This is a genomic window from Pseudomonas sp. PK-RTE-24 (genome assembly GCF_054052265.1).
In genome coordinates this window covers 1,165,087-1,183,795 of sequence record NZ_CM133224.1, presented here as the reverse complement: position 1 = coordinate 1,183,795, position 18,709 = coordinate 1,165,087, and the positions used below count along the sequence as shown (strand labels likewise).

The 18,709-nt window shown below is 60.2% G+C and carries 19 protein-coding genes and 1 tRNA gene; 1 reads left to right on the top strand and 19 read right to left on the bottom strand.

Features of this window, described 5'->3' with window-relative positions:
• Nucleotides 1–213: 213 nt before the first annotated feature.
• The 5 genes from ACV8MC_RS05175 to ACV8MC_RS05155 all read right to left on the bottom strand — a co-directional run bounded on the left by ACV8MC_RS05175 (nt 214) and on the right by ACV8MC_RS05155 (nt 4,428).
• A complete protein-coding gene (locus ACV8MC_RS05175; protein WP_406228038.1) occupies nt 214–1,449 on the bottom strand; it encodes a methyltransferase in 1,236 nt (411 codons plus the stop codon).
• Nucleotides 1,430–2,119: an ABC transporter permease gene (locus ACV8MC_RS05170; protein WP_016772145.1), complete on the bottom strand. Its 690-nt coding sequence runs from the start codon at nt 2,117–2,119 to the stop codon at nt 1,430–1,432. The genes ACV8MC_RS05175 and ACV8MC_RS05170 overlap by 20 nt, the downstream gene beginning before the upstream one ends.
• Nucleotides 2,116–2,811 (bottom strand): ABC transporter permease, encoded by a 696-nt coding sequence (locus ACV8MC_RS05165; RefSeq protein WP_016772144.1) that lies wholly within the window; start codon nt 2,809–2,811, stop codon nt 2,116–2,118. Before ACV8MC_RS05165 ends, ACV8MC_RS05170 begins: the two co-directional genes overlap by 4 nt.
• 77 nt (nt 2,812–2,888) lie before the next feature.
• The gene (locus tag ACV8MC_RS05160; RefSeq protein ID WP_095181077.1) at nt 2,889–3,641 is read right to left on the bottom strand and encodes an ABC transporter substrate-binding protein; all 753 of its coding nucleotides are present in this window, start codon (nt 3,639–3,641) and stop codon (nt 2,889–2,891) included.
• 13 nt (nt 3,642–3,654) lie between these two features.
• Nucleotides 3,655–4,428 (bottom strand): ABC transporter ATP-binding protein, encoded by a 774-nt coding sequence (locus ACV8MC_RS05155; protein ID WP_236168220.1) that lies wholly within the window; start codon nt 4,426–4,428, stop codon nt 3,655–3,657.
• 543 nt (nt 4,429–4,971) lie between these two features.
• On the opposite strand from ACV8MC_RS05155, the gene gabP reads away from it, so the two are divergent.
• Nucleotides 4,972–6,363 carry a GABA permease gene (gabP, locus tag ACV8MC_RS05150; RefSeq protein WP_016772141.1) on the top strand — a complete coding sequence of 464 codons (1,392 nt, stop codon included), beginning with the start codon at nt 4,972–4,974 and terminating at the stop codon, nt 6,361–6,363.
• Nucleotides 6,364–6,441: 78 nt separating this feature from the next.
• On the opposite strand, the gene vapC is transcribed toward gabP, so the two are convergent.
• The 14 genes from vapC to ACV8MC_RS05080 form a co-directional block, all read right to left on the bottom strand.
• On the bottom strand, nt 6,442–6,840 hold the full coding sequence (gene vapC, locus ACV8MC_RS05145) for a type II toxin-antitoxin system tRNA(fMet)-specific endonuclease VapC (RefSeq protein ID WP_016772140.1): 399 nt from the start codon (nt 6,838–6,840) through the stop codon (nt 6,442–6,444).
• On the bottom strand, nt 6,840–7,070 hold the full coding sequence (gene vapB / locus ACV8MC_RS05140) for a type II toxin-antitoxin system VapB family antitoxin (protein ID WP_024011210.1): 231 nt from the start codon (nt 7,068–7,070) through the stop codon (nt 6,840–6,842). The genes vapC and vapB overlap by 1 nt, the downstream gene beginning before the upstream one ends.
• Nucleotides 7,071–7,235: 165 nt before the next feature.
• Complete coding sequence (locus ACV8MC_RS05135) at nt 7,236–7,688, bottom strand: hypothetical protein (protein ID WP_457264651.1); 453 nt, start codon at nt 7,686–7,688, stop codon at nt 7,236–7,238.
• 6 nt (nt 7,689–7,694) lie between these two features.
• Entirely contained in the window at nt 7,695–8,108 is a 414-nt protein-coding gene (locus ACV8MC_RS05130) for a hypothetical protein (RefSeq protein ID WP_236168218.1), read from the bottom strand.
• A gap of 29 nt (nt 8,109–8,137) precedes the next feature.
• A complete protein-coding gene (locus tag ACV8MC_RS05125; RefSeq protein ID WP_457264649.1) occupies nt 8,138–9,073 on the bottom strand; it encodes an alpha/beta hydrolase family protein in 936 nt (311 codons plus the stop codon).
• A 106-nt stretch (nt 9,074–9,179) separates the two neighbouring features.
• The gene (locus ACV8MC_RS05120; RefSeq protein ID WP_256808527.1) at nt 9,180–10,238 is read right to left on the bottom strand and encodes a PDDEXK nuclease domain-containing protein; all 1,059 of its coding nucleotides are present in this window, start codon (nt 10,236–10,238) and stop codon (nt 9,180–9,182) included.
• A gap of 280 nt (nt 10,239–10,518) precedes the next feature.
• Nucleotides 10,519–10,863 (bottom strand): hypothetical protein, encoded by a 345-nt coding sequence (locus ACV8MC_RS05115; protein ID WP_256808525.1) that lies wholly within the window; start codon nt 10,861–10,863, stop codon nt 10,519–10,521.
• Nucleotides 10,864–10,885: 22 nt separating this feature from the next.
• Nucleotides 10,886–12,364, bottom strand: coding sequence for an aminotransferase-like domain-containing protein (locus tag ACV8MC_RS05110; RefSeq protein WP_457264647.1), 1,479 nt, complete (start codon nt 12,362–12,364; stop codon nt 10,886–10,888).
• A 27-nt stretch (nt 12,365–12,391) separates the two neighbouring features.
• A complete protein-coding gene (locus ACV8MC_RS05105; protein WP_150637955.1) occupies nt 12,392–13,816 on the bottom strand; it encodes an L-lactate permease in 1,425 nt (474 codons plus the stop codon).
• Nucleotides 13,817–13,831: 15 nt separating this feature from the next.
• Nucleotides 13,832–14,446, bottom strand: coding sequence for a glutathione S-transferase family protein (locus tag ACV8MC_RS05100; protein WP_150637956.1), 615 nt, complete (start codon nt 14,444–14,446; stop codon nt 13,832–13,834).
• The gene (locus tag ACV8MC_RS05095) at nt 14,443–16,224 is read right to left on the bottom strand and encodes an FAD/NAD(P)-binding protein (RefSeq protein WP_457264644.1); all 1,782 of its coding nucleotides are present in this window, start codon (nt 16,222–16,224) and stop codon (nt 14,443–14,445) included. Before ACV8MC_RS05095 ends, ACV8MC_RS05100 begins: the two co-directional genes overlap by 4 nt.
• Complete coding sequence (gene sbnB / locus ACV8MC_RS05090) at nt 16,218–17,249, bottom strand: 2,3-diaminopropionate biosynthesis protein SbnB (protein WP_041477521.1); 1,032 nt, start codon at nt 17,247–17,249, stop codon at nt 16,218–16,220. Before sbnB ends, ACV8MC_RS05095 begins: the two co-directional genes overlap by 7 nt.
• Nucleotides 17,250–17,254: 5 nt before the next feature.
• Nucleotides 17,255–18,229: a 2,3-diaminopropionate biosynthesis protein SbnA gene (sbnA, locus tag ACV8MC_RS05085; protein ID WP_150637962.1), complete on the bottom strand. Its 975-nt coding sequence runs from the start codon at nt 18,227–18,229 to the stop codon at nt 17,255–17,257.
• A 402-nt stretch (nt 18,230–18,631) separates the two neighbouring features.
• Nucleotides 18,632–18,707 (bottom strand) — tRNA-Phe (locus tag ACV8MC_RS05080).
• Between the last annotated feature and the right edge of the window lie 2 nt (nt 18,708–18,709).

Sequence of the window (18,709 nt, the reverse complement as noted above, 5' to 3'; positions counted from 1 at the left end):
TTTGATTGGCAGCTTATGCACAACTGAGGGGCGCGGATACTGGCTTATGCGAGGTGTTGTGAACCCATTCTCATCTTGTTCGCAAATCCCTGTTTTACAGGTTTTTTATTCATGTGAACAAAAAATGACCAGTGTTGTTAACGCGACGAAACAGGCGCAGATATTGGATCCACGGCAAATCCATCAACAGAGTTATCCACAGGCTGTAACGTTTTAAGCGCGTTCGGCGAGCAGCAGTAGGTTACGGGGTGTGAGTGAGGTGTCGCAAAAGGTGCCGAGGCGTACGACGTATCCCTGTTCTGCGAGGAAAAGCGCCCGATCCAGATTCAGCCAGAGCTCAAGGGGGCGGCGGAACAATCCGCGAAGCAATTCCAGGTTGCGCACTTCGGCCAACCGCTGCCAACCGGTTGCTTCGAGTGCGGGCCAATCCGGCTCGCCGATTGTGGATAACTCTTTGAGCACAGCCAGATCGCGACAGTAATCGGCGAACGGTTTGTCCAGCCAGGCGCTGGGCAGGGAGGGCGTTGGCAGGTATTCATCGACGCCGCGCACTTGCCGTTGCAGCAGGTCAAAAGCCAGGCGACGAGCCATCGATGTGTCACGCTGGCGCCGGACGCGCGCACCGGCGGTGACGGTTTCGTTCATCGGCAGCGCCAGATCTTCCAGCGAGAGCTGTAGAAGCGATGCCGATCCTGCGCAGGACAAGGCCTGGTATTCGTTACGACTGATGCGGTTGTAACAGCACGGTGCGATCGCCATTTGCTGGCAGCCGGCAGCACTGGCCAAATGCATCAAGCGCACGTGCAGATCACCGCATGCGTGGAGGGCGACGGGGGTGTGGGCGGCGTTCAATACGGCCGGGGCGTCTGCCGCGAGTACATCCTGTTCGACATGCAGGGCGTGCAAGTGATGACGCTGACTCAGTGCCTGACCGCTGGCGACCAATAAAGGATCGTATTCAACGCAAGTCAGTTGCTGCCCCGACCCCATTAAGCGCCGTCCCAAGTGCCCTTTGCCTGAACACCAATCCAACCAATGCGTCGGTGGCGAAGCGAAAGACAAACGACTGGCAAACGCTTCAATCTGCTGCCACTTGCGCCCGGGCACATCGACATTCAAGCGATGCCCGGCAGCCTCAAGCGCATGCCCCGGAAACTCACCGACCGTACTCAACTCTGCCGACAACTTCGCCAATGAAGCGAACGGCTCTGGCGCATCGACAAGATCAGCAGGATGGTTATGCGCGCGTTCTGCATCTTCCAGCGACCGCCCGCGTAGCCACGCAGACAACTCCGGGTAGGACGCTTCCCATGGAAGTTGTAGGTGAGTGAACGGTCGAGGTTTCCACAGCGCCTGATGCTCAATCAGAAAAGCATCCAGCGCCGTGAAACGGGCGAGTAGGGCCTCGCCCGTCAGCACGTGGGAAGTATCAGCGGCCTTGGCAGGCATCGACGCGCAGCCAGCGCTCCAGCAGCTTGAAGCCGCGTACCAGCACGTAAGCCATGACCAGATAGAACACACCGGCGGCGAAGAAGATCTCCACCGGCAGATAAGTGCGGGCAATGATCGTGCGGGCCATGCCGGTGAGTTCCAGCAGGGTCACGGTGCTGGCCAGGGCGCTGGCCTTGAGCATCAGGATCACTTCGTTGCTGTAGGCCGGCAGGCCGATGCGCGCGGCACGGGGCAGGATGATGTAGAACATCGCTTTCGGTCTGGACATGCCCAAGGCTCGCGCGGCTTCAATTTCACCGGGTGGAATCGCCTGAATGGCACCGCGCAGAATCTCGGCGATGTACGCCGCTGTGTGCAAGGTCATGGTCACGGTCGCGCACCAGAACGGATCGCGCAGGTACGGCCACAACGCGCTTTCACGTACGGCGTCGAACTGCGCCAGGCCGTAATAGACCAGGAACAGCTGCACCAGCAACGGCGTGCCCCGGAAAAAGAAGATGTAGGCGTAAGGCAGCGAGCGCACGTACCAGCGCTTCGAAGAGCGGGCGATGCCCAACGGAATGGCGAGCAGCAGGCCGGCAATGACCGCGATGGCGACCAGTTCCAGCGTCAGGGTCGCGCCCTGTGCCAGTTTTGGCAGCCACTTGATGATGACTTCCCAGTTCATTGCGCGCTCCTCGCAAAGCCGCGGGCGGCGCGTTTTTCCAGCAAGTGCATGCCGGTCATCGCCAGCACTGTCAGGCCGAGGTACATGATCGCCGCGACCATATAGAAGGTGAACGGTTGTTTTGACACGGTCACACCGATCTGCGCGTGACGCATGATTTCTTCCAGACCGATGACCGATACCAGCGCGGTGTCTTTCATCAGGATCATGAACAGGTTGCCCAGGCCCGGCAGGGCGATGCGCCACATCTGCGGCATGATCAGCCGGGTGAAAATCCGCCATTTCGACAGGCCCAGGGCCTGGCCGGCTTCACGGTGGCCCTTGGGAATGGCCAGCAGGGCGCCACGAAACACTTCCGTGGCGTAGGCGCCGAAGCACAAACCCAGTGCGATGACACCGGCGGCAAAAGCGTTGAGTTGCAGGTCGGGGTTGCCGAAGTACTCACCGAGGGCGCGCATCAGGTTGACCGTACCGAAGTAGATCAACAGCACCCAGAGCAATTCCGGGACGCCGCGCACCAGTGTCGAGTAGGTACCGCCAAGCCATTGCAGCGGCTTGTACGGGGAAGTCTTGGCCAAGGCGCCGAGCAGGCCGAGCACCAGGCCCAGGCACAGGGCGGTGAGGGCCAGTTGGACGGTCATCAGCGCACCAGCGGCGAGCGCCGGGCCGAATCCGTAGAGGTCGATAATCATGGGTTTCTGTTCAAATTGCGGCAGGCAAAGTCGGGAGCCGGCGCCGCTTCATCGCGGCGCCGGTCCCACAGGTCAGATCAATAGATGCTGAACGGGAAGTACTTGTCGTTGATTTTCTTGTAGGTACCGTCAGCGACGATTTCCTTCAGCGCGGCGTTCAGCTTGTTGCGCAGTTCGTTGTCACCCTTGCGCACGGCGATACCGATCTTGTCGCTTTCCACTACCGGGTCGCCCTTGAACTCGTAGTTCTTGCCAGCGTCGGTTTTCAGCCAGTCATAGTTGGCGTACTTGTCGGCGAGGATCGCGTCGACACGACCGGAGGTCAGGTCGAGGTAGGCGTTTTCCTGGGTGTCGTAGAGGCTGACCTTGATATCGTCACCGTAGGTGTCTTCCAGCCAGGTGCCGGCCAGCGTTGCGCGCTGGGTGCCGATGGTCTTGCCCTTGAGCGAGTCCTTGTCGGTTTTGAAGTCGACGTTCTTCGGCGCGATGAACTGCAATTTGTTCGAGTAGTACGGGTCGGTAAAGTCCACTGCGGCTTTGCGATCTTCGGTGATCGACAGCGAGGAAATCAGGAAATCGAACTTCTTCGCGTTCAGCGCCGGAATGATGCCGTCCCAGTCGGAAGTGACGACGGAACATTCGGCTTTCATCTTCGCGCACAGGGCGTCGCCGATTTCCTTGTCGAAGCCGACCACTTGGCCGCTGGCGTCTTTATTGTTGAACGGCGGGTAGGCCGCTTCGATGCCCATCTTCAGGGTTTCAGCCATGGCACCGGCGCTGAACGCGAGGGTGACGGCGGCGGCCAGGAAGACCTTTTTGAAATTCTGCATGCATGTTGCTCCGTTAGCGGTTGCTGGACATGAATTGTTTGCAGCGCGCCGAAAGTGGGTTGTCGAACACCTGCTGTGGCGATCCTTGCTCTTCTATAAGGCCCTGATGAAGGAACACCACTTCGCTGGAAACCTGGCGGGCGAAGCCCATTTCGTGGGTCACGAGCAGCATGGTGCGGCCTTCTTCGGCCAATGCGCGGATGACACTAAGTACTTCCTGAACCATTTCCGGGTCAAGCGCGGAGGTCGGTTCGTCGAACAGGATCACCTTCGGCTGCATCGCCAGCGTGCGGGCGATCGCTGCGCGTTGTTGCTGACCACCGGACAATTGCGCCGGGTAGGCGTGGCGCTTGTCGGCGATGCCGACCTTGGCGAGCAACGCTTCGGCGGCTTCGATGGCTTCGGCCTTGCTCTGGCCGAGCACGCGGCGCGGGGCCTCGATGACGTTGTCGAGCACGCTCATGTGCGGCCACAGATTAAAGTTTTGAAATACAAAACCAATCTCCGAGCGCAGACGATTGATCTGTTTGCCGTCGGCGGCGACCAGTTCGCCGTTCTTCGCGGCTTTAAGCTTGAGTTCTTCACCGGCCACCAGGATCTGGCCCTGGTGCGGGTTTTCCAACAGGTTGATGCAGCGCAGGAACGTGGACTTGCCGGAACCGGAAGAGCCGAGGATCGAGATCACGTCGCCGTCGCGGGCGGTCAGCGAGATGCCTTTGAGCACCTCCAGCTGTCCGTAGCGTTTGTGCAAGTTGCGGATTTCAAGCGCGGGCGTGGCCTCAGCCATGTGCGTTCCTCATATATGTTGCGCTCCTGCTGTTGGCGGGCCTTCCTGGCGAGGCGGCCAAGCTAGCATAGCGTTTCAATGGCAGCCAACAGCGCTACGAGCGGTAAACGGGTGGCATGTGGCGGGTTGTCGCATCGGCGCAGCAGACTGTCGCCCCGTCAACAACCGAACGGGTGTTTGATCGTGCAAACCCGTGGGTGCCGCGTAAAAAAAGGCGCGATGTTGCCAGCTTTGGCGGGGTGTTGGAAGCGCTATCCGGCCGAACGTTCCTTATTCGCCCTTTTTCTGTGCGCCGCACACTTTATCTGTGTGTTTCTGGTGCGCGAATTCGTCTTGAAAGTGAGTCGCCGGGTAACGTTCTGGCGAATAGCCATTAAACTCAAGGACTTGCACCGGATGCCGGAGCCCCCGGCCCTCAAGGACTTGAAACATTTTGGCGCAAATATTGCGTGCAGAATAAGGAACAGGCCGTTGGATTCTTTTTACGAGAAAGAATTTACAGACGCGCCGGACGCACTCGCTTTCCTTGCAAAGGTAGTCTCTATGAGCAGTACCCCAAGCTCCACTGGCCTCGAACAGGGGCTCAAACCGCGTCATGTGACCATGTTGTCGATCGCCGGTGTGATCGGCGCCGGTCTGTTCGTCGGCTCCGGCCACGCCATCGCTGCCGCCGGCCCGGCCGTGCTGCTGGCCTACGCCGCTGCCGGTACTCTGGTGGTGCTGGTGATGCGCATGCTCGGCGAGATGGCCGTGGCTTCGCCGGACACCGGTTCGTTCTCGACTTACGCTGATCGCGCGATCGGTCACTGGGCCGGATTCACCATCGGCTGGCTGTACTGGTGGTTCTGGGTGTTGGTGATTCCGCTGGAAGCCAACGCCGCCGCGACCATCCTGCATGCGTGGTTCCCGGGTGTCGACATTTGGGCTTTCGCGCTGGTGATCACCATGCTGCTGACCGTGACCAACCTGTTCAGCGTGAAGAATTACGGTGAGTTCGAGTTCTGGTTCGCCCTGATCAAGGTGCTTGCGATCATCGGCTTCATCGGCCTCGGCCTTGCAGCGATTTTCGGCTTCCTGCCGACCAGCCAGGTCAGTGGCGTTTCGCACCTGTTCGACAGCGGCGGCTTTCTGCCCAATGGCATGGGTGCTGTGCTGGGCGCGATCCTGACCACCATGTTCTCGTTCATGGGTACCGAAATCGTCACCATCGCAGCGGCGGAATCGAAGGACCCTGGCAAGCAGATTTCCAAAGCGACCAACTCGGTGATCTGGCGGATCGGCCTGTTCTATCTGGTGTCGATTTTCATCGTGGTTGCGCTGGTGCCGTGGAACGATCCTACCTTGGCCAACCTGGGTTCCTACCAGACCGTACTTGAGCGCATGGGCATTCCCAACGCCAAGATGATCGTCGACATCGTCGTACTGGTCGCAGTGACCAGTTGCCTGAACTCGGCGCTGTACACCTCCTCGCGCATGCTCTTTTCCCTCGGCAAGCGCGGCGATGCCCCGGCCATGTCGACCCGCACCAACAAGAGCGGTACGCCTTACTGGGCGGTGATGTTGTCGACCGGCGCAGCGTTTCTCTGCACCTTCGCCAACTATGTGGCTCCGGCCGCGGTGTTTGAATTCCTCCTGGCCAGCTCCGGCGCCATCGCCCTGCTGGTGTACCTGGTGATCGCCTTCTCGCAACTGCGCATGCGGAAACAGCGCATGGCGCGCGGCGAGAAAATCGTCTTCAGCATGTGGCTGTTCCCCGGGCTGACCTGGGCGGTGATCATCTTCATTGTCGCCGCGCTGACCATCATGCTGTTCCAGGAAGCCCACCGCGTGGAAATCCTTGCCACGGGCCTGCTGAGCCTGATGGTGGTAGCCGCTGGTCTGCTGGTGTCGCGCCGTCGCAAGCTGGAGAAGCGTGGTGCGGTGGTGTTGAACTGAGTCGTAACGCGTGATGTAAAAACGGCCGCTGTCAGGGATGACTAGCGGCCGTTTTTGTTTCTGAGCTTTCCAGTCAGGTTAAACCCAGTCCTCGATTCGCAAACCGGAAACGCGTTGAAACTCCCGTACGTTGTTCGTCACTACAATGAGTCCAAGTGAGCGTGCGTGGCCAGCGATCATTTGGTCGTATGGCCCGATCGGCGTTCCAGCCTTCGCGAGTTCAGATCGAACCATCCCGGCCTGTGCGGCTGCGTCGTTATCGAAAGGCAAGACATCCAGTCGCGCGACAAATCCTTCAACAATTGCCAGATTTTTCTCCGGGGCCGCCGACTTTTCAGCACCGTAAATAAGCTCCATAAGCGTGATAGCGCTGATGCACAACTGCCCGGAATGTCGATTGAAGGCTTCCCGGACAATTTGTGGTTTGTTCTTGATGGTGAAGATGCAGATATTTGTATCCAGCATGTACTTGATCATCAGAACGACTCGCGCTCCTGTTCAGTGGGTTGCTCACGGTTAGCCATGAAATCAGGGCTGACGCTGTCGCCATCAAACCAGCTATCCCAGCTTTCTCCAGCAGGCGTAATGACGCGTGTTCTGCCAATCGCGATGACTTCCACTCGTTTAACGTCGCCGGGCATCGCAACTGCCTTTGGCAGTCGGACTGCCTGACTTCTGTTGCTCATGAAAATTGTGGTCTGCTCCATATTCGAGCTCCCGGGTCTGTTCCTGTGATTAGCTCAGGATAGATCGTGCTGGGGATATGTCAATGGGATATACATCGTCACCGGACAAAGAGTAGCTAGGCCATCCAAACAAAAACGGCCGCTGTCAGGGATGACTAGCGGCCGTTTTTTGTTTCTGAGAAGGGCTTATTCGCTCTTGTCTTCCTGGGGCTCTACCGACTTGCCATAAGCATCCAGCGCCACGCCGAAATCCGTAATGAACTGCGGCTCGCTCAGCCAGGCCTGGGCCTGTTCGATGGTCATGCCGTCGGCCCACATGCGGTAGTCGATGAGCATATCGGCGGCCAGGTTGGTGGCGGCCATGCCTTCGTTGTCGGCGTTTTCCATGTCGAGCAGTTCAGGATGGTCGACGATGATGAAGGCCAGTTCGCGCAGCAGGGTCAGCAGCATTTCGTTGCGGCTGACGGCTTCGGCGTCGCGCATTTTGCTGAACATCGCCAGGGTGTATTCCGGGATCGGCTCGGCGAGGTGGCCGAGCTCTTCGTCCTGATCCAGCGGTTTGCGCCCGACCATACGGATCTGCTTGGCTTTGGCCTTGGCGCGTTTGGCGCGTTTCTGTTGCTTGTTCAGGGATGCCATGGGAGCTCAGTTCTTCTGTTGGGTTTGTGCCGCGATCGCGTCGGATGCCGCTACATAGTCAGCTTGGAATGCCGGAGATTCGATCCACGCCAGCGCGCCGGCCTCGTCGGTTTCCTGCGACCATTGGCGATACTCGATCAGCGCGGCGAGTATGAAATCCATCGCGCCTTCTTCGCCTTCCTGCTCGTACACCAGTTCCAGTAGCGGATCTTCGAGGAACGCGCTGCACATGGCTTGCTGACTGATCTTTTCGGCGTCGATCATTTTCTTGAACAGCTCGGTCAAGTCCACCGATTCGAAGTCGATGCGGTCGTCGTTCGGGTCCAGCTCGACCGGCGCTTCGGCGCGCTTGGTGCGGTTCTGCTTGGCCTTGGCTTTGGCCCGGGTGGCGCGTTTTTGCTGCTTGTTGGCGGAGGCCATGATGTGTTCCGTCGTGCGTTGAGAGGGGCTCAGCTGCGTGGCACTTGTCGGCCGGGTGTATCGGCGGCCAGTGCGCCGGTCTGCAGCCAGGTCAGAGCAATGGGCCATAGTGTGGCTTGGTATGCGCTGCGAAAAAAGCCGAAATGTCCGACTTGTCGTTCGCCGATGTCCTGCGGCGCAATGCGCAGATGGGTTTTTGCCGCGTTGCTGAAGTAGCCGAGCAGGCGTTCGATCGCCGGGATCGTTCCGTAAGGATCATCGCTGAGGCTGATGGCGAGGGTCTGCGCGCGGACGCCATCGAAGGGCAGGGCGCCCGCCTTTTTCATCAGCACCCGACCGCTTGGACGATCCTCGTACCGTGCAGTGGGTGTGCTCCAGTCGCAGACTACGCCGGTTGGCGTGTCCTCCAGCCAGCCGATCCGCTTGCCTGGAAAATAGCCGCAGAGCAGCGTCATCAAAGGCATGATCACATGCCACTTGCCGAACATCCGCCAGCGCTGTTCAGGGGCGTAATCGCGCCAATAAGCGAACTGCGCACCGACGGTTACCAACCGTCGGATCACCTTGCCCGACTCCGCCAAGCCCGCCGCGCAACCGCCGAAACTATGGGCGACCACATCGATTGGCTGACCGGGAAACTCCCGCTGCGCGCGTTTGAGCATCGCTTCGAAATCCAGAGCGCCCCAGTCAGTCCACGAAGCGCACAGCCCTTTGATCGATTCGCTGCGTGATTCGCCAATGCCCCGGTAGTCGTAGGTCATCACGTCGAAGCCGTGACTGAACAGATAGGCTGCGAACCTTGAGTAATGGCGACAGCGCACCGAGGTGGCGGCGTTGATGATGACCACCGGGCGCTGTGGATCGGGCGAACTGTGGCGCCAGGTGAAGCCGCCGAGTGCGTAGCCGTCGTCGGCAGTTTCCTTGAAGGACGTGCCTTCAGCTGCAGTCAAAACTGGTTGGCTCAACTCTGCGTCTTCCAACTCGAATGGGGGCTTGCTGCCTATGGCGCTTGACCTCGGCGGTTAGGTGCCAACCATAGTCGCCGCGCTGATCAAGAACAATCCGGCCGGTTCATTCACTGGATTGAATGAGCATGCGTTCTTCGATCAACGCCTGTTCGCGGTTGAGTTCAGCACGTAACTCTTCTTCGCTCGGCAGTATCGTCTTGTAGCTGCTGGCGAACAGTTGCTCATTGCCTTTGAGCATGGAATAGCGCGCCACCGAGTCATTGCTTTCCGCGCTCAGAATGATACCGACGGTTGGCTTGTCACCTTCGCTGCGCTTGAGCTCGTCGTACATGCGCACATACATGTCCATCTGCCCGACATCGCGGGCGCTGAGCTTGCCGCGTTTCAGGTCGATGATCACGAAGCACTTGAGCAGGTAGTTGTAGAACACCAGATCGATATAGAGGTCGACGCCGTCAGTGCTGATGCGTTGTTGGCGGGCGACAAAGGAAAAGCCTTTGCCAAGTTCAAGCAGAAAGCTTTGCAAGTGATCGATGAGGGCTTGTTCGAGTCCGCTTTCCCTGACTTTGCCTGCCGAGGGCAGGCCGAGGAATTCGAGCATGACCGGATCGCGAATGAATTCCCGCGGATTGCATTTCATCGCGTCGATGTTGGTCGTGGCTTCCTCCACCACCTCGGCTTTGTCCTGACTCATCAGCAGGCGCTCGTAGTAGAGCGTCAGGATCTGACGATCAAGGGCGCGGCTTGACCAGTTGAGGTCGGCGCATTCGTTCATGTACCACAGGCGCGCTTTCTCGTTCTCGACGCGTAGCAGGCGGCGGTAGTGGGTCCAGCTCAATTCGGAACGCACTGCGTTCCAAATTGGAAAAGACTGATAAAAGCTACGCATATATCGCAGATTGCGCTCATCAAATCCCTTCCCGAATTGCCCCGTTAGATCCTTCGCCAGCAGCGCGAGCAACTGCTGGCCATAACCCGCACGCTGAGCGCCTTTCTGTTCGAAATCGACGATATGCCGGCCGATTTGCCAACAGGTCTGCACCTGAATCGTATCGACCGCGCGTAGCACTTTTTGCCGCGCCTGGCGAATCAGCTCGCCCAGTTCGCCCAGCAGTGAATCGATTTTATGGTCTTGCGTATCAGCAGATTTGAGCTGGCTCATCGGGTCTTCCGCATTCTGGAAACAGAGACGCAAGCATGCCGGGGAAGGCGGCGCAGGTATGTCGGGCGAACCTGCGAGTTCGGAAGGAAGGGTGGGACAGGCGTTGCAGGACATTGCCACCGGAAGGCGCGTAACAGGGTAAATGTCCGTAGTCCATTTCGTACTTTTGCCCAGTCAATCGCCGCAGAGTTGGCGGCGCTGCGGTGAGCGATCTGGTGTTGCGCTGGAATGAAAGGAACAGGCAGGTAAGAGGCTGCTTCAAAAAAGCGCCCCAGTTGCATCATCGCGAGCGCTTGCCCTTCGGCCTCTGCTCACGCACCCGTCCTTTGCGATAAATCCACAGCCCGAACACACCGATGGCCAACATGAACGCGGTCCAGAAGCTCTGCCACATGAACTCGAACCAGTATCGCCGAGGTTGCAGTGCCAAGGTGTAGGTGCTGCGCGGTCCGCGATTGTTGGTGGTGATGGAACCGCTGACCCAGCTCTCGATAAGCGTGTAGATCGACAGACACACGGCAAAGGCGATCAGCACTCCCGCGAGCACCGTCAGCCAGAATGTCCAGCGGCTCGGGCGATACGGCCGGGGATGCGGCAAGCGAATACGGGTTCTTTTCTGATTCATAAGCAGGGCTCGCGCAAGCCGGTCAGGAAACTGCCAGCTCTTGCAGCTGTTCAGTCGGCATCTGCCGCGGGCTCGTCGGGCGTGCGGCAAGGTGGGCGCATTCGGCGATCACCTTGAGAATGCCGATCACCGCCGGGGTCAGCGTAGTGCCGAGGCAAATGCGCACGCCTGTGGAAGCCTGGCCGTCGGCGAAAAAGATGCCGCTGCCAGCCACGTGGCAACCACGCTCCGTGGCCAATTGCTGCAGCGCCGGCATGTCGGTGTGTGTCGGCATTTCGATCCAGTGGATGAAGCCGCCGCGCGGTGGCACATAGACGGTCCCGAGCGGGAAATCCGTGCGCACCAGTGCTTCGACAAAACTCGCCAGCGAGGACAGTTGCGACCTCAATCTGGCGCAGTGCTCGTCCATGTAGCCACGGCCGATGAATTCATTGAGAACATTTTGCGCCAGGCTGGAAACGGCCAGGTTGCGCGAAAACATCTGCGCGAGGATGGCATTGCGGTATTTGCCGGCCAGACACCAGCCGACGCGATAACCCGGCGCGATGGTTTTGGAAAAGGACGAGCAGTAGATCGTCTGGCCGCTGCTGTCGTAGCTCTTGAGGGCGCGCGGCCGATCAGCTTCGGGCACCAGGTCGAAGAAGATGTCGTCTTCGATGATCGGCACATCCGCTTCCCGGGCGATCCTTGAAAGTCGCGCGCGCGCTTCGTCGGGCATGATGAAGCCACGCGGATTCTGCAGCGTCGGGTTGAGAAAAATCACCGCGACCTTTTTTTGCTTCAGAGCTTCTTCCAGATGATCGACATCCAGGCCCGTGCGGCCGTCGGTGCGGATCGGCAAGGCGCGCATGCCCAGGCGTTCGATGGTCTGCAGAATGCCGTAATAGGTCGGGGTTTCGATGGCGACTGTAGCGCCTTTCGACGCGACGGCTTCGAGGGCCAGTTCGAGAGCGATGGTGTCGCCCGACGTCACCAGAATATCGTCCGGCCCGCAGACTACACCGCGGGTCAGCATCAGGCCGGCAATACGCCTTCGCAGCGCCGGCAGGCCGGGTGGCGCGACCAGACCGCTCAGCGCGTTGTCGGTCCTGGCGGCCAACACCGAGAGGCATTTGTTGAGCAACACGTTGGGCGTGAGATCGCTGTGCAGGACGGCCGAATTCAGCGATGCGGTGGTGCGCGAGGCCGCCTCGGAGAGCATCGCAACCACCGCATGATTGACGTTGACGGTGACACTGGAAAAGTCGAAAGCGCCGGACGGTTTTGCCCGCCCTGATGCCGAGACGAAGTAGCCGACGCGCGGCACCGTCGTGACGTAGGCGTCGGCCTCGAGGTCGGCCAGTGCCCGCTGCACCGTGGTGATGCTGGTCTCGAACATCCGCGCCAGAACGCGGATTGACGGCAGTTTCGCTTCGGCCGCCAGGTCACCGCTGTCGATCTGGCGAATAATCCAGTCCTTGACTATCCGCCAGCGCTTGTCCGGCAAATCAAACCTGTCCATAAGTTCTCTGTGATGATTCGAAACAATTCACAGAAAGTAGAGCAAAACGATCCCCGTTGCAGCAACTATGACGATGTTCAGCGCCACCAGACCGAAGGCGAAGCGGATCAGGCTGTTTTCTTCCTGGCGGTTGGCCCCGGCAAGTCCGGTGATCAATGACAGGATCGACAGCGAGCCAAGTGCGCCATGGCCGGCGGCGCTGTTGACCATTGCCGCCAGCCACGCCCCGTGTTCGCTGCTCAGCGCGGCAATGGACGGCATCACCAGCGTGTTGCCGCCGACGTTGGAGCCGGTGACATAACCGGCAATCCCCGCCAGCAGAGCGATCGTCGGCGCCAGCGAAATACCCGACATGGATTGCAATGCGCTTTGCGCCTCGACGAGGAATCCAGCGTTGACCATCACCTGGGACAGCAGCAGGAACAGGAAGATTGTCGTGACCGGAAACTTCGCCCGGTTGAACAGCGCTGGCCACGGGAAACCCGCGCTCGCGGTTTGCCTGAACGCCATCAGCACGGTCACGATCAGCAGCGCCAGCCCTGGAGACGCCAGCGGCTTCCATGAAACGTGTTCGCCCCTGATGACCCACAGGCCATCCCAACCCGACAGCACGAACAGTCCGCGCGACGCCACAATCACTCCCAGCAAGGCCAGATAAGGCCATGCCGCGCTCGGCCAGCGCACCAGTTTTTTCCGTTGCGCCCAGGAGATGCCCAGGCCGACGCAAGCCACGGCCAGCCCGGCCAGCACACCGGAAACTTCCGGGCCGACCCACAGGTTGACGCAATACAGCACGGCAACGAACAGGGCGGTCACGACGATCAGCCCCAGCCACGGAGTAATCCTGCGGATGCCGGCCTGCCACAAGGCCAGCGACGCCAGGCAGAGGAACACCGGCGCGCTGATCAGCGCTGAATGGCTACCGAGGGTTTGCGCCGGCAAATGTGCCAGCAAGGCGCCGATCACCGTTGCCAGACCCAGCGTGCCCCACGGCATGATGACCATGCCGGCGAGGGCGATTTTCATCCCCGACTGGCGAGTGAAAAGCCCCATCAGCAGCGGCACCGTGGCGATCAGCGAAACGCCGAAGCCGGTCATCGCTTCCAGCAGCGGCGCCAGACCCAGCACGATGAAAATCACCTGCGCCGGGGGTGTCCAGCCGAGTTCCTTGACCCACGCGCCGATGGCCTGTGGCGCGCCGCCGCGCTCGACCAGAATGACGAAGGCCAGCCCTGGGACGATGACGCACGCGGTGCTGAGAAACAGGATCGTGGTGTCCTGAAAAATCGCCGAGGAGATCGCCGCCGACACCGGCCCGGCAGCGCCCAGTGCCCACAGCACCAGGACCAGCACCACACCGGCCAGCGCGGCCTGTACCGGCGGACGCCGGAGGATCAGGATCAGCGCGATCACCAGCGCGATCGGTGACATTTGCAGCAAGAGAGAGCTCATAGCGGTTTCCTTGGCTTAATCGTGCGTCTGTCCGCTGTACTCGGTCGCCCGCATGGACGCGCGCTGGCAGAACGTCTGATACCACTCGCTCAGGCGTGCTTGCGCCGAGAAGTCCGAGAGTTGACGGAAAGCGATCCAGTCCAGCGCGGTCGCCAAGGCGATGTGGCCAACGGTGATCGGGCCATTGAGGTCGACGTGCTCTTCGATGAAGCGATACGCCTCCTTGAGTTTGTAGGCCTGGCCGTCCGCGTACGCCGGATAGCGCAAAGCCTCGGGGCGCCGCTCGACTTCCCAGCGCAGCTTGATGCCGACGTCGCACATGCCCTGCGCCAATGCCTGCAGGCGCAGCGCCTTGTAGCGCTCGGGGCCGCTGGCCGGGATGAATTTACGGCCGTTGCTCAGGTCATCGAGGTATTCGCAAATCACGATGGAATCGAACAGTGCGGTGTCGTCGGGCAGCATCAGCACCGGCACTTTACCCAAGGGGTTGGCCTGGTAAATGGTCGCGTTCGGTGAAGTCGGGCTGGTCTCGTGATGTATCACCTCAAGGCTCGATGCGATGCCAAGTTCGTGAGCCAGCACCAACACCTTGCGGGCGTACGGCGAATGCGTCTGATAGTAGAGTTTCATGCGCGAGTTCCTGTCTCAAGGATGGCGGTGGCGACTCGATGGGCGTCCATGAACAGCCGCGAAGGTGCGCCCGCCGAGGTGACGTAGTGGTTGTAATAGCAAGAGCCTTCGGCGAGCGGTCCCAGCACCCAGATGTCACGCACCGCTTCGCCGCTGTTCGACTTGGGGTTGGACGCCGCGTCGACATCGATGCCGTCGATGCCCGGCACATCGGTGCGTGGACGCACAAGGCCCAGGCGCGCGAGGTCGCGCACAGGTGCGCAGTCGCTGTGGGTGACGCCGCTGCTCTGCACGTAACCGGCGACTCGCTTGAAGTGATCGATCGCGGGGCGTGAGCCGGGCTTGAGGAAGGTCAGCAGGCCGGCATCACACAGCGCGAGCAGATCGGCGTGGCGCTCCTTCTGCGGGCCGGCGACCAGACGGTTGATCGCCTTGTGCCAGCGGCCATAGAACTGCCGATGCGAATCTTCGGTGAGCCCGTCGAAATCGACCGCCTCACGCAGCCGGTCACGCAAGTCGCGCCAGACTTCGATGGCGGCTTTGATCGGCGACGCGCCGCGTCCCAGACGTGCTTCATGCAAGTCGGCTTCGAGGGTGTCGTAAATCCATGCGTGATAGTTGTAAGGCGTGACGCTGTCGGGCAGTTTGTGGCTGATCAGCTCCAGCGGACTGATTGCGCCGGCAATCGCTTCGAACTCGCGCAGCAAGGCTTCACAAGCGGCCACACCGGCAGGGCCGGCAACGCTGACGGTTCTGAGCTGCTCAAGCAGCTGTTGCGGCGCTGAAGGTTTATGCAGAACGGCGACCGCAGCGGCACGCATCTCCAGCAGCATCAGCGGCAGAATGTCCCGTTCGAAATCCAGTCGGCGGTTGTGCGCGTTGAGCCGCAACGACTCGATACGCTCGCTCGTGAGCAGCACGGCGCTATGGCGGGGGAAGCCGATCAAGCCATTGGGACGCGTGCGAAACGGCAGCCCGTCCCGCGACTGAATGAAGATCACCGGCTCCTGACCCGAAGGCTGGTAAGTGTGACTGCCATCAGCCATGGGTTTGTAGATCCCGCCTCTGCCAGCCGTCAGCGCCGCCAGGGTGTCCATGGCGCCCAGGCCCAACCCTTCGATCAACACCGTTTCGCCGGGCTCGACGGTGGTGAGGCTGCCCGGCAGCGGGTAAACGTTGTCGACCCGGTTCTGCCCCGCCAGGCGCAGGCGTCCGGTGTGGCCAACGGTCAGCACCAGACGATCCACCGTCACCGCAGCGCCTTCTGCGGTTAGCAGAAGGTATTGCTGATTCTCGTTGCGCTCGACCGCCGTGACCTGATGCCGATTCAGATTGACCGTGACCCAAGCGGGTGCGGTCGCGAGGATCCGCGTGAAGGCGTCGGCCAGATAAGCGCCGAGCAGGTGCCGTGGCAGAAAATCCTCCGGCTCGACGTCGCGACCGTCGGCGGCGAGCAGGCCGCTGTCGGGGTCAACCTTGACGCGCTGTGCTCGGCACCACGCGAGAAAGTCCGGCCCTGGCCGTTCCCGGGCGTCGGTCAGATCACCGAACGCTGCTGCGTCGGGAAATACCCCGAGCTGACCGGCGACGGTGTTGAGCAACAGGTAGTCCGGTTGATCGGGCCAGTGCGCGCCGCTGCCGAGCACGTTGGGCTCGAAGATGTCGATGACGACCGGTTGTTGCGGGCGTTCCTCGGCGCGGCTCAACAGGCGCTCGAATACCGACATTCCGCGCGAACCGCAGCCGACCAGGCCGATGTGCACAGGCGCCTTCACCATCTGCGCTCCTCGCCAAAAAATGACGGGATGGCAATTGCCGTACCGGCCGCCACCGCAATGTCGTGGATCATCCGGCCAATCGCGAGATCGAGAATGCCCATGCCGAATGGCGAATAGATCAGCGGTTTGTCTTGGGCGACATGCAGGTCACCGCGAATCAGCTGCGCCACTGTGCCGGTGACAAAGTCGCGATGGCCGTATTGCTGCTCGGCCAGATGCGGTGAGGTATTGGCCTTCAGGCAATGGGTGATGTCGTCGAAGTAGTTGTAACTTTCCTCGATGATTTCGGCGCCGATATCCCGCAGCGAGATGTTCAGAACAATCTGCCCCGGGCGGAACGTGCCCTGGCCTTTTACGTAGGGCTCGCCCGCGCTGGTGGCGAACACCACGATGTCGGCTGTCAGTGCGTCTTCGAGCGACAGCAGACGCACATCCGGCAGGCCCAGTTGTTCGCCAAATTCCGCGAGGGCTTGCGCCGATTCGGCGTTGAGATCGTGAATGCCCACGCTGTCGAAGGACCAGTCGTCCGCGACGAAAGTCTCGAGGATATTTCTTGAGATTACCCCGCCACCAATGATCGAAAGTGTCGCCGCGTGGCGGTTCTGGCCATTCAGCCACCAGGCACCCAATACCGCCGACGCCGCCGTGCGCACGGCACTGATCAGCGCACCTTCGAGCAGGGCGTAGGGATAACCGGTCTGCGGGTCGTTGAGAATCAGCACGGCAGATGCGCGCGGAATGCCTGACTTGATGTTGTCGGGATAACTGGCAATCCACTTGATCCCGGAGACGGATTGATCGCCCTCGCTGTCGACGATGGCCGCCGGCAGCGCAATGATCCGGTTCGCCGGTTGCGCAGGGAAACGCAGAAAATAACTGTCGGGGTTAACGGTTTCGCCACGCTCGTGGGTCAGGTAGGTCTGCGCCACCATGTCGATGGTTGCATGCCGCAGCCCGTTGAGGATGTCTTTGACGACAGCGCCGGGGATGACGTGGAACGGCTGGATCGGATTCTGTGTGGTCATGAGGATTACGCCGAGAGTGCCAGAGCGATTTCAGGGAAAAGGGGCTGCAGTGCGGTTGCGCCGATCCGCTGGGTGACCCAGTCGTCGGAGTAGATGGTTTCGAGATAGCGCTCACCCATGTCGGGGGAGATCGCCACCACGACATCGTCGGGCCGGATATGCGGCGCCCACTGGCGGATGCCGGCGAGCACAGTGCCGGTGGAGCCGCCGAAGAGCAGGCCGTAGCGTTGCGCCAGCCAACGGCAGACCTTGATCGTCTGTTCCTCGGGAATCGACAGGAAGTCGTGAATGCCCGACGACTCGAATATCTCCGGCAGGCGGCTGGTGCCGAGCCCCGGAATATGGCGCGTGCCGCCCGGCAGGCCGAACGTCACCGAGCCGACGGTATCGACGGCAATGACTTTGGTCTGCGGATGATGTTCGGCGAAGTAGTTCTTGCAGCCCATTAGCGTGCCAGTGGTTCCCGCGCCGACGAACAGGTAATCCACCTGGGGAAACTTGCGCGCGATGGACCCGGCAGTCGCTTGATAGTGGGCGAGGGGGTTGGTCGGATTCTTGTACTGGTTGAGCCAGATGTAGTCGGCGTTGTCAGCGACCAGTTGTTCGATCAGGCGAATCCGCGAATTCAGGTAACCGCCGTTCTCGTCACGCTGATCGACCATGAGCATTTGCGCGCCAAGGGCGTGAATCAGCTTGCGGTTCGGCGCGGAAATATTCGGGTCGATTACGCAAACGAACTGGTAACCCTTGGCCGCGCAGACCATGGCCAGCGCAACGCCCAGATTCCCCGATGAGGATTCGATAAGGCGTGTCTTGTGGTTGATCAGTCCGCGGACTTCAAGATCAGTGATCAGCGCGTGCGCGGTCTTCAGCTTGATGGAGCCGGCGGGATTCAGTCCTTCGATTTTCAGCTGGATCGTTGCGCTGCAAAGATCGCCGATCTGCACATAACTGTCTTCATTGATGAGTTGCTTGATCATACGTCGTCCGTTTCGCTCTTTTGCCGGGCGCACGGGGGCGCCAGCATTCATCCTGGAATGTTTGAAAAGCACTAACTGCAGTTCGCCTGTGGGTTGGGTTCAGATTTTTTTGCTGGACAGGAAGTGACCTTGCGGGCGACGCCGATCGATTCAAAAAATCAGGGTTTGCGCTCTGAGGGCTACAGGAGTCCAGAGTGTTGCGGGGCGCAAAGTAGAGCCAGTCATTGGCTCGCCAAGGCTTGCTTGAAGTATTGGCGAAACGCCATCTACACGGAGAGATACAGATTTCGGGTTTTTTCCAGTACAGCTGGAATCCGGGTGTATCGAAGGACGAAGAGAGGAGGGGGTCAAATCGCAGGCATAAAAAAACCCTGAATCTTGCGATTCAGGGTTTTCGGTATTTGGTGCCCAGAGACGGAATCGAACCGCCGACACGGGGATTTTCAATCCCCTGCTCTACCGACTGAGCTATCTGGGCAA

Coding starts and splice junctions, on each gene's coding strand:
- ACV8MC_RS05175 (WP_406228038.1), bottom strand. CDS start 1,449: ATGCCTGCCAAGGCCGCTGATACTTCCCACGTGCTGACGGGCGAGGCC.
- ACV8MC_RS05170 (WP_016772145.1), bottom strand. CDS start 2,119: ATGAACTGGGAAGTCATCATCAAGTGGCTGCCAAAACTGGCACAGGGC.
- ACV8MC_RS05165 (WP_016772144.1), bottom strand. CDS start 2,811: ATGATTATCGACCTCTACGGATTCGGCCCGGCGCTCGCCGCTGGTGCG.
- ACV8MC_RS05160 (WP_095181077.1), bottom strand. CDS start 3,641: ATGCAGAATTTCAAAAAGGTCTTCCTGGCCGCCGCCGTCACCCTCGCG.
- ACV8MC_RS05155 (WP_236168220.1), bottom strand. CDS start 4,428: ATGGCTGAGGCCACGCCCGCGCTTGAAATCCGCAACTTGCACAAACGC.
- gabP (WP_016772141.1), top strand. CDS start 4,972: ATGAGCAGTACCCCAAGCTCCACTGGCCTCGAACAGGGGCTCAAACCG.
- vapC (WP_016772140.1), bottom strand. CDS start 6,840: ATGATCAAGTACATGCTGGATACAAATATCTGCATCTTCACCATCAAG.
- vapB (WP_024011210.1), bottom strand. CDS start 7,070: ATGGAGCAGACCACAATTTTCATGAGCAACAGAAGTCAGGCAGTCCGA.
- ACV8MC_RS05135 (WP_457264651.1), bottom strand. CDS start 7,688: ATGGCATCCCTGAACAAGCAACAGAAACGCGCCAAACGCGCCAAGGCC.
- ACV8MC_RS05130 (WP_236168218.1), bottom strand. CDS start 8,108: ATGGCCTCCGCCAACAAGCAGCAAAAACGCGCCACCCGGGCCAAAGCC.
- ACV8MC_RS05120 (WP_256808527.1), bottom strand. CDS start 10,238: ATGAGCCAGCTCAAATCTGCTGATACGCAAGACCATAAAATCGATTCA.
- ACV8MC_RS05115 (WP_256808525.1), bottom strand. CDS start 10,863: ATGAATCAGAAAAGAACCCGTATTCGCTTGCCGCATCCCCGGCCGTAT.
- ACV8MC_RS05110 (WP_457264647.1), bottom strand. CDS start 12,364: ATGGACAGGTTTGATTTGCCGGACAAGCGCTGGCGGATAGTCAAGGAC.
- ACV8MC_RS05105 (WP_150637955.1), bottom strand. CDS start 13,816: ATGAGCTCTCTCTTGCTGCAAATGTCACCGATCGCGCTGGTGATCGCG.
- ACV8MC_RS05100 (WP_150637956.1), bottom strand. CDS start 14,446: ATGAAACTCTACTATCAGACGCATTCGCCGTACGCCCGCAAGGTGTTG.
- ACV8MC_RS05095 (WP_457264644.1), bottom strand. CDS start 16,224: ATGGTGAAGGCGCCTGTGCACATCGGCCTGGTCGGCTGCGGTTCGCGC.
- sbnB (WP_041477521.1), bottom strand. CDS start 17,249: ATGACCACACAGAATCCGATCCAGCCGTTCCACGTCATCCCCGGCGCT.
- sbnA (WP_150637962.1), bottom strand. CDS start 18,229: ATGATCAAGCAACTCATCAATGAAGACAGTTATGTGCAGATCGGCGAT.